Origin of the sequence: Pseudomonas sp. WC1 (assembly GCF_050586565.1) — a bacterium.
Lineage (GTDB): Bacteria > Pseudomonadota > Gammaproteobacteria > Pseudomonadales > Pseudomonadaceae > Aquipseudomonas.
In genome coordinates this window covers 68,575-76,989 of record NZ_JBOBDQ010000022.1, presented here as the reverse complement: position 1 = coordinate 76,989, position 8,415 = coordinate 68,575, and the positions used below count along the sequence as shown (strand labels likewise).

Below are 8,415 nucleotides of genomic sequence, written 5' to 3'. Positions count from 1 at the left end.
GCTGACGCAGCTGTCGCTAGCTGGGTATGGCGCTAGACTCCTGATCGGCAACGGCAACGGCAACGGCAACGGCAACGGCAACGGCAACGGCAACGGTAGAATCAAAGGTGATTTGAGCGTTCGTCGGCGCGCCGACGTGGTCGGCTATCACTTCTCTGTCACGTAACTGTATTGTTGGCTATTCTCCGATCTGTCCCAGTACACTTCGTAACTGTTACGGTATTCTGGCCCCGCAGTGAGCCACACAAGAACAATGACCCGTCAGCGCTTCGAGAACACGCCATGACCAACCTGCTGCTGTACCAGCGCATTGCCCAGCAACTGGCCGATGACATCCGCCGGGGTGTCTACCAGCCGGGGGAGCGGGTGCCGTCGGTGCGCAAGATGAGCGCGCAGCTCAATGTCAGCCATGCCACCGTGCTGCAGGCGTACGCCAATCTCGAGGACCAGGGCCTGATCCGTGCCCGGCCGCAGTCCGGCTACTACGTCCACCAGACCCCGGCGTTGACGGCGCAGACCCCGGATATCGCGCGGGTCGAGCGCCCGGGCCTGGTCACCCGGGCAAGCATCATCCAGCAAGTGCTGGTCGAGGCGCGGCGCGATGGGGTTTTCCCATTCGGCGCCGCGGTGCCGCATGTGGACTACCTGCCCGTGCGTGCCCTGCACCAGCAATTGGCCAAGGTGACGCGCTTCCACAGCCCGCGTGCCTTCAGCTACATGTTCAGCCCGGGTTTCGAACCGCTGCGCCGGCAGATCGCCATTCGCATGCGTGATGCCGGCGTGCTGGTCGATCCGCGTGAGGTGGTGGTGACCCACGGCTGCGTCGATGCCCTGCAGATGGCGCTGCGGGTGCTGACCCGACCGGGCGACCTGATCGCGGCCGAGTCGCCCACCTACTATGGCCTGCTGCAGCTGGCCGACCTGCTGGGGCTCAAGGTCATCGAGATTCCCAGCGACCCGTCTACCGGTATCAGCCTGGAAGCCCTGCAACTGGCAGCCAACCAGTGGTCGATCAAGGCGCTGGTACTGACGGCGCGCTTGAGCAATCCCTTGGGCGGCACCATCCCCGAGGAGCGGCAGAAGCAGTTGCTGCGCCTGGCCTCGGACTTCGACATACAGATCGTCGAGGATGATATCTACGGTGAGCTGATGTTCGAGCAGGGGCGCACCAAGGCGCTCAAGGCGTTCGATCGCCTCGACCGGGTGATCTACTGCTCGAGCTTCTCCAAGACCCTGTCGCCAGGGGTGCGGGTCGGCTGGATGATCGCCGGGCGCTACCAGGACGAGATCCAGCGCCTGCAGACCTTCACCACCCACTCGGCCTGCAGTGTCACGCAGATGGCGGTGGCTGCCTACCTGGAGAACGGCGGCTACGATCGCCACCTGCGCTACATTCGCCAGGAGTATCGCAAGAACCTCAGTGCCTACCAGCTGGCGGTGCAGCAGCACTTCCCCGAAGGCACGCAGATGACCCGGCCCACCGGCGGCTTCATTCTTTGGGTCAGCCTGCCAGGGCGAGTCAATACCCAGGAGCTGCATGTGCGGGCGCTGGAACAGGGGATCAGCATCGCGCCGGGGCTGATCTTCAGTAATACGGAGCAGTTCAACCACTGTATCCGGCTCAATTGCGGTATTCCCTGGAACCGCGAGGCGGAGCGCGCAGTGATGACCCTGGGGCTGCTGGCCCAACAATTGTGCCGCGAGCCGACAGGTTCACTTTTGTAGGCTTGTCAGATGAGCGGGGAACAGGGAGCATACGCGTTTTGCAGCTTAAGCTCCCGGTACCCATGAACCTGTTTCGTCCTCTTGTCATTGCCCTGTGTTGCGCGTTGCCCTGGCTGCCGGCCGGAGCCGTGCAGGCTGCCGAGCCTGCAATCAAGGCGCAGGGGGTGCACAAGTCGCCGGCCAAGGCTGCAGCCAAGCCGACAGCCAAGCCCAAGGCCAAACCAAAGGCCAAACCAAAGGCCAAGCCCAAGGTGAAGGCCAAACCTGTCAGCAAGGCTGTCGCCAAATCGCTACCCAAGTCGAAGATCGACCTGAGCCTGCCGAGTGAAATGGTCAGGCACCTCGAGCCGGACCTGGGTGACGGGCCGGTGGTGCGCAAACCTCTGCTGCCGTCGATGTTCCCCACCAAGCCGGAATCCGACAGCAGCCCGTTCCAGCTCAACGGCCGGCTGATCAGCAACGAAATGCAGTTGCAGTTGCGCAACGACAGCCGGCGCGACGTCGACGGCGCGGCGATCGATTTCGAATTCCGCAACTGACTGCCGGGTCACCGTCTTTTTCATTCGCTCGGCAATTTCAAACATATGTTTGAGCGGTTAGTATCCAGGGACGTTCGTCCCGTTTTGCTCCTGGGAGTCCTGTTGTCATGAAATGCCGCGAGGGCTGCGGTGCCTGTTGCATCGCCCCGTCCATCAGTTCGCCTATCCCCGGCATGCCGCAGGGCAAGCCAGCTGGCGAACGCTGCCTGCACCTTAATGTCGAAAACCTTTGTGCGCTGTTCGGCAAGCCCGAACGGCCCAAAGTGTGTGGCGGCTTCAAGGCGGAAGCGGACATCTGTGGCAACGATCGTGACGAGGCCATCCGCATCATCGGGTGGCTGGAGCAGATGACGGCGGCGTGACAGGTTGGATCCTCGACAACAAGGAACAAGATGATGAGATCGATCAAGCGTATTGCACTGCTGTGTGGCATGGGTGTCGTGCTGGCACCGACGGCTTGGGCCGAGAACTGGCAGGTGGCCAAGGACGAGGAGGGGATCAAGGTGTCCCTCAGCGAGGTGGCCGGTTCCAAGTACAAGGCCTACCGTGGCGTGACCGTGATCAAAGCGCCGCTGGCCAAGGTCAAGGCGCTGCAGGAGGACGTGGCGGGGGCCTGCGCCTGGATCCACGAGTGCAAGTCGCAGAAACTGCTCAAGAGCGAGGGCGACCAGAGCTGGACCTACACCCAGTTCAATACACCATGGCCTGTGACGCCGCGCGATTCTGTCCTGCATGTGACCACTGTCCAGGAGGCTGATGGCAGCCTGACCCGCAAGCTTGAGGAGCAGCCGAAGTATCTGCCGGAGGAAAAGGGCTTCGTGCGTGTCGCCCAGGTGGAGGGCTACTGGAAGCTGGTGCCCAAGGGTGACAGCACCGAGGTGACCTACCAGGTGCACACCGAGCCAGGTGGCAGTGTGCCGTCCTGGTTGGCCAACAAGTTCGTGGTGGATGCGCCGTTCAATACCCTGAAGGGGTTGAAGGAGCGTGCCGAGAAGCAGTGATCGGCGCCGGTAACGCAGAAACAAGAAAGGCTGCCCGAGGGCAGCCTTTTTAGCGTTCGGCCGACAGGGCTTACTTGCGGTCTTTCAGCTCGACGATGTCACGCTGCTCGTAGCCGGTGTACAGCTGGCGTGGGCGGCCGATCTTGTATGGGCTGGAGAGCATTTCCTTCCAGTGCGAGATCCAGCCGACGGTACGTGCCAGGGCGAAGATCACGGTGAACATGCTGGTCGGAATACCGATGGCCTTGAGGATGATGCCCGAGTAGAAGTCGACGTTCGGGTACAGCGAGCGCTCGACGAAGTACGGATCGGTCAGGGCGATCTCTTCCAGGCGCATGGCCAGTTCCAGCTGCGGGTCGTTCTTGATGCCCAGCTCGCTGAGCACTTCGTCGCAGGTCTTCTTCATCACGGTGGCGCGCGGGTCGCGGTTCTTGTACACGCGGTGACCGAAGCCCATGAGCTTGAACGGATCGTTCTTGTCCTTGGCCTTGGCGATGAACTTGTCGATGTTCGAGACATCGCCGATTTCATCGAGCATGGTCAGTACGGCTTCGTTCGCACCGCCGTGGGCCGGGCCCCACAGTGCGGCGATGCCGGCGGCGATACAGGCGAACGGGTTGGCGCCCGAGGAGCCCGCCAGGCGTACGGTGGAGGTGGAGGCGTTCTGCTCGTGGTCGGCGTGGAGGATGAAGATCCGGTCCATCGCCTTGGCCAGCACCGGGCTGATCGGTTTAATCTCGCACGGGGTGTTGAACATCATGTGCAGGAAGTTTTCCGCGTACGACAGGTCATTGCGCGGGTACATCATGGGTTGGCCCATGGAGTACTTGTAGACCATCGCGGCAAGGGTCGGCATTTTCGCGACCAGGCGTACCGCGGAGATTTCGCGGTGCTGCGGGTTATTGATGTCCAGCGAGTCGTGATAGAACGCCGACAGGGCGCCGACCACGCCGCACATCACTGCCATGGGGTGGGCGTCGCGGCGGAATCCGTTGAAGAACGACTTCAGCTGCTCGTGAACCATGGTGTGGTTCTTCACGGTGCTGACGAACTGGGCCTTCTGCTCGGCATTCGGCAGTTCGCCGTTGAGCAGCAGGTAGCAGGTCTCGAGGTAGTCCGACTGTTCGGCGAGCTGTTCGATCGGGTAGCCGCGGTGCAGCAGCACGCCCTTGTCGCCATCGATGTAGGTGATCTTCGACTCGCACGAGGCGGTCGCCATGAAACCAGGGTCGAAGGTGAAGTGGCCTGATGCCCCCAACCCGCGGACGTCGATAACATCGGGACCAACGGTGCCGGTTAAAATGGGCAGCTCGACGGGGGCAGCGCCCTCGATGATCAACTGCGCTTTTTTGTCAGCCATGTGGCCTCCTATTAATGCTTGAAATCATCAGACAGACCCCCCACGCAGGGCCCGCACCACTATAGAGGGATAAATTCGAATGTCAATTTGCCTAAAGGCTGGTTGAAACGCCCTCTGAGGCCTGATTTTTCACGAAATTCTCGCCCGTTTACGCCTTTTGTCCCTTAAAGGCAATGCGCTATTTGGGCTAGCCCCTCACGTTGTCATAAGCAGCCTAACTGTCTATACTCGGCAGCCGACTCCCAGGGGCTTTCAAGCCCGCCCTGCTGGGTGTCGTCGCTCTCCTGGGTGGTGGGTACCTGACCAGTACACTTACCAACAACTTTGCCCTGTTAGCTAGGGGCTCTTCAGTGTGAAAAAAGCCGTGAAAAGCCAACGACCTGTAAACCTAGACCTAAGGACCATCAAACTCCCGATCACCGCGTACACGTCCATTCTTCACCGTATTTCCGGCGTCATCCTCTTCCTCGGCCTTGCCATCATGCTGTACGCACTGGGCAAGTCGCTGGGTTCGGAGGAAGGCTTTGCCGAGGTGAAGGCGTGTCTGACCAGTCCGCTGGCCAAACTGGTGACCTGGGGCCTGCTGTCCGGCCTGCTGTACCACCTCGTGGCAGGTGTGCGCCACCTGATCATGGACATGGGTGTCGGTGAGACGCTGGAAGGCGGCAAGCTGGGCTCGAAAATCGTGATCGTCATCTCCGTGGTGCTGATCGTTCTGGCAGGAGTTTGGGTATGGTAACTAACGTCACGAACCTGTCGCGTTCGGGCCTCTACGACTGGATGGCGCAGCGCGTCTCGGCGGTCGTTCTCGCGGCTTACTTCATTTTCCTGATCGGCTACCTCGCCGCCCACCCGGGCATCGACTACGCCCAGTGGCACGCTCTGTTCACCAACAACGCGATGCGCATCTTCAGTCTGCTGGCCCTCGTTGCCCTGGGCGCCCACGCCTGGGTCGGCATGTGGACCATTGCCACCGACTACCTGACGCCGATGGCGTTCGGCAAGTCGGCGACTGCGATTCGTTTCCTGTTCCAGGCGGTATGCGGCGTTGCGATGTTCGCTTACTTCGTCTGGGGTGTGCAGATTCTCTGGGGTATCTGATTCATGGCTAACATTCCAACCATTTCCTTCGACGCCATCATCATCGGTGGTGGCGGCGCCGGCATGCGCGCAGCACTGCAACTGGCTCAAGGCGGCCACAAGACCGCCGTAGTCACCAAGGTGTTCCCGACCCGTTCGCATACCGTTTCCGCCCAGGGCGGCATCACCTGCGCCATCGCTTCGGCCGACCCGAACGACGACTGGCGCTGGCACATGTACGATACCGTCAAGGGTTCCGACTACATCGGTGACCAGGACGCTATCGAATACATGTGTCAGGAAGGCCCTGCCGCGGTCTTCGAGCTGGACCACATGGGCCTGCCGTTCTCGCGTACCGAAACCGGTCGTATCTACCAGCGTCCGTTCGGTGGCCAGTCCAAGGACTTCGGCAAGGGCGGCCAGGCTGCCCGTACCTGCGCAGCCTCCGACCGTACCGGTCACGCGCTGCTGCACACCCTGTACCAGGGCAACCTGAAGGCAGGCACCACCTTCCTCAACGAGTACTACGCCGTTGACCTGGTGAAGAACCAGGACGGCGCGTTCGTCGGTGTGATCGCGATCTGCATCGAAACCGGCGAAACCATGTACATCAAGTCCAAGGCCACCGTGCTGGCGACTGGCGGTGCTGGCCGTATCTACGCCTCCACCACCAACGCCCTGATCAATACCGGTGACGGTATCGGCATGGCCCTGCGTGCCGGCGTGCCGGTGCAGGACATCGAGATGTGGCAGTTCCACCCGACCGGCATCGCCGGCGCCGGTGTACTGGTCACCGAAGGTTGCCGCGGTGAAGGTGGCTACCTGATCAACGCCCACGGCGAGCGCTTCATGGAGCGTTACGCGCCGAACGCGAAAGACCTGGCCGGCCGCGACGTGGTCGCCCGTTCCATGGTCAAGGAAATCATCGCCGGCAACGGCGTGGGCCCGAACAAGGACCACGTGCTGCTGAAGCTGGATCACCTGGGCGAGGAAGTGCTGCACAGCCGCCTGCCAGGTATCTGCGAGCTGTCCAAGACCTTCGCCCACGTCGACCCGGTGGTCGCCCCGGTTCCGGTCGTGCCGACCTGCCATTACATGATGGGCGGCGTTGCCACCAACATTCATGGCCAGGCCATCACCATGGACGCCGAAGGCAAGGACCACATCATCCCGGGTCTGTTCGCCGTGGGTGAAGTGGCCTGTGTGTCGGTCCATGGCGCCAACCGCCTGGGCGGCAACTCGCTGCTCGACCTGGTTGTATTCGGTCGTGCCGCCGGCCTGCACCTGGAAAAGGCGCTGACCGAAGGCGTCGAGTACCGCGATGCCAGCGATACCGACGTCGATGTTGCCCTGAACCGCCTGAACAAGCTCAACGAGCGTACCAGTGGCGAAGACGTGGCAAGTCTGAAGCGCGAGCTGCAGAGCTGCATGCAGAACTACTTCGGTGTATTCCGTACCGGCGAATACATGCAGAAGGGTATCGAGCAGCTGGCTGGCCTGCGTGACCGCATCGCCAACGTCAAGATCAACGACAAGTCCCAGGCCTTCAACACCGCGCGTATCGAAGCGCTGGAGCTGCAGAACCTGCTGGAAGTCGCCGAAGCTACCGCCATCGCGGCCGAAGCCCGTAAAGAGTCCCGCGGCGCGCACGCCCGTGAAGACTTCGAAGACCGTGACGACGAGAACTGGCTGTGCCACACCCTGTACTACCCGGGTGAGAAGCGCGTTGCCAAGCGCGGCGTCAACTTTGCGCCGAAGACAGTTCCTGCCTTCGAACCAAAAGTCCGGACTTACTAAGGGTGGCTGCTATGTTGAAAGTCGAAGTTTATCGCTACAACCCCGACACCGACTCGGCGCCCAAGATGGAGTCGTTCGACGTCGATACCGGCGGCAAGGACCTGATGGTTCTGGACGTGCTGGCACTGATCAAGGAAAAGGACGAGGGCTTCTCGTACCGTCGCTCCTGCCGTGAAGGCGTGTGCGGTTCCGATGGCATGAACATGAACGGCAAGAACGGCCTGGCCTGCATCACCCCGCTGTCGGGCGTGGTCAAGGGCAACAAGCTGGTGCTGCGCCCGCTGCCTGGTCTGCCGGTCATTCGTGACCTGGTGGTCGATATGAGCATCTTCTACAAGCAGTACGAGAAGGTGAAGCCGTTCCTGCAGAACGACACGCCGGCTCCGGCCATCGAGCGTCTGCAGTCGCCGGAAGACCGCGACAAGCTGGACGGTCTGTACGAGTGCATCCTGTGCGCTTGCTGCTCGACCTCCTGCCCATCGTTCTGGTGGAACCCGGACAAGTTCCTGGGCCCCGCCGCACTGCTGCAGGCCTATCGCTTCCTGGCCGACAGCCGTGACACCAAGACTCAGGAGCGCCTGGCGTCCCTGGATGACCCGTTCAGCGTATTCCGCTGCCGCGGGATCATGAACTGCGTGAACGTTTGCCCGAAGGGTCTGAACCCGACCAAGGCTATCGGCCACGTACGTAACATGCTGCTGCAGAGCGGCACCTGATTCAAAACGTTGTACCTGCAGTAAGCCGAGGTGCGGGTGGTGAGCCCGCACTGAGGTAAAACCCGAGCAAGGGCCCACAAAGCCCGCGCTCATTACCTATGAAGATATGAGACCAGCAGGGGCTTCCGGGCTGGTACCCGGAAAATCAGCAGGATCCAGGTGGCGTGGTTCAGTCGCTGTGTTCGGACTTTTCCAGG

The 8,415-nt window shown here is 61.5% G+C and carries 9 protein-coding genes; 8 read left to right on the top strand and 1 reads right to left on the bottom strand.

The features are described 5' to 3' along the window. Nucleotides 1–282: 282 nt before the first annotated feature. The 4 genes from ACQ4OD_RS12665 (at nucleotide 283) to ACQ4OD_RS12650 (ending at nucleotide 3,265) form a co-directional block, all read left to right on the top strand. Nucleotides 283–1,725, top strand: coding sequence for a PLP-dependent aminotransferase family protein (locus tag ACQ4OD_RS12665; RefSeq protein WP_038706507.1), 1,443 nt, complete (start codon nucleotides 283–285; stop codon nucleotides 1,723–1,725). A gap of 62 nt (nucleotides 1,726–1,787) precedes the next feature. After that, on the top strand, nucleotides 1,788–2,264 hold the full coding sequence (locus tag ACQ4OD_RS12660) for a hypothetical protein (protein WP_430944383.1): 477 nt from the start codon (nucleotides 1,788–1,790) through the stop codon (nucleotides 2,262–2,264). Between the two features lie 107 nt (nucleotides 2,265–2,371). Then, the gene (locus ACQ4OD_RS12655) at nucleotides 2,372–2,626 is read left to right on the top strand and encodes a YkgJ family cysteine cluster protein (protein WP_110704461.1); all 255 of its coding nucleotides are present in this window, start codon (nucleotides 2,372–2,374) and stop codon (nucleotides 2,624–2,626) included. Between the two features lie 33 nt (nucleotides 2,627–2,659). Then, nucleotides 2,660–3,265 carry an START domain-containing protein gene (locus ACQ4OD_RS12650; RefSeq protein WP_110704459.1) on the top strand — a complete coding sequence of 202 codons (606 nt, stop codon included), beginning with the start codon at nucleotides 2,660–2,662 and terminating at the stop codon, nucleotides 3,263–3,265. A 70-nt stretch (nucleotides 3,266–3,335) separates the two neighbouring features. On the opposite strand, the gene gltA is transcribed toward ACQ4OD_RS12650, so the two are convergent. Further along, entirely contained in the window at nucleotides 3,336–4,625 is a 1,290-nt protein-coding gene (gene gltA / locus ACQ4OD_RS12645) for a citrate synthase (protein ID WP_046854764.1), read from the bottom strand. A 352-nt stretch (nucleotides 4,626–4,977) separates the two neighbouring features. Between gltA and sdhC the strand changes: the two genes are divergently transcribed. Genes sdhC through ACQ4OD_RS12625 form a run of 4 tightly spaced genes read left to right on the top strand, consistent with a single transcriptional unit; the run spans nucleotide 4,978 to nucleotide 8,218 of the window. After that, on the top strand, nucleotides 4,978–5,364 hold the full coding sequence (gene sdhC / locus ACQ4OD_RS12640; protein WP_023628897.1) for a succinate dehydrogenase, cytochrome b556 subunit: 387 nt from the start codon (nucleotides 4,978–4,980) through the stop codon (nucleotides 5,362–5,364). Next, nucleotides 5,358–5,726 (top strand): succinate dehydrogenase, hydrophobic membrane anchor protein, encoded by a 369-nt coding sequence (gene sdhD / locus ACQ4OD_RS12635; protein WP_023628896.1) that lies wholly within the window; start codon nucleotides 5,358–5,360, stop codon nucleotides 5,724–5,726. Before sdhC ends, sdhD begins: the two co-directional genes overlap by 7 nt. Nucleotides 5,727–5,729: 3 nt before the next feature. After that, nucleotides 5,730–7,502, top strand: coding sequence for a succinate dehydrogenase flavoprotein subunit (gene sdhA / locus ACQ4OD_RS12630; RefSeq protein ID WP_023628895.1), 1,773 nt, complete (start codon nucleotides 5,730–5,732; stop codon nucleotides 7,500–7,502). An 11-nt stretch (nucleotides 7,503–7,513) separates the two neighbouring features. Beyond that, nucleotides 7,514–8,218 (top strand): succinate dehydrogenase iron-sulfur subunit, encoded by a 705-nt coding sequence (locus ACQ4OD_RS12625; protein WP_012315348.1) that lies wholly within the window; start codon nucleotides 7,514–7,516, stop codon nucleotides 8,216–8,218. The last annotated feature ends 197 nt before the right edge of the window (nucleotides 8,219–8,415 follow it).

Coding starts and splice junctions, on each gene's coding strand:
- sdhD (WP_023628896.1), top strand. CDS start 5,358: ATGGTAACTAACGTCACGAACCTGTCGCGTTCGGGCCTCTACGACTGG.
- gltA (WP_046854764.1), bottom strand. CDS start 4,625: ATGGCTGACAAAAAAGCGCAGTTGATCATCGAGGGCGCTGCCCCCGTC.
- ACQ4OD_RS12625 (WP_012315348.1), top strand. CDS start 7,514: ATGTTGAAAGTCGAAGTTTATCGCTACAACCCCGACACCGACTCGGCG.
- sdhA (WP_023628895.1), top strand. CDS start 5,730: ATGGCTAACATTCCAACCATTTCCTTCGACGCCATCATCATCGGTGGT.
- ACQ4OD_RS12650 (WP_110704459.1), top strand. CDS start 2,660: ATGAGATCGATCAAGCGTATTGCACTGCTGTGTGGCATGGGTGTCGTG.
- ACQ4OD_RS12665 (WP_038706507.1), top strand. CDS start 283: ATGACCAACCTGCTGCTGTACCAGCGCATTGCCCAGCAACTGGCCGAT.
- ACQ4OD_RS12655 (WP_110704461.1), top strand. CDS start 2,372: ATGAAATGCCGCGAGGGCTGCGGTGCCTGTTGCATCGCCCCGTCCATC.
- ACQ4OD_RS12660 (WP_430944383.1), top strand. CDS start 1,788: ATGAACCTGTTTCGTCCTCTTGTCATTGCCCTGTGTTGCGCGTTGCCC.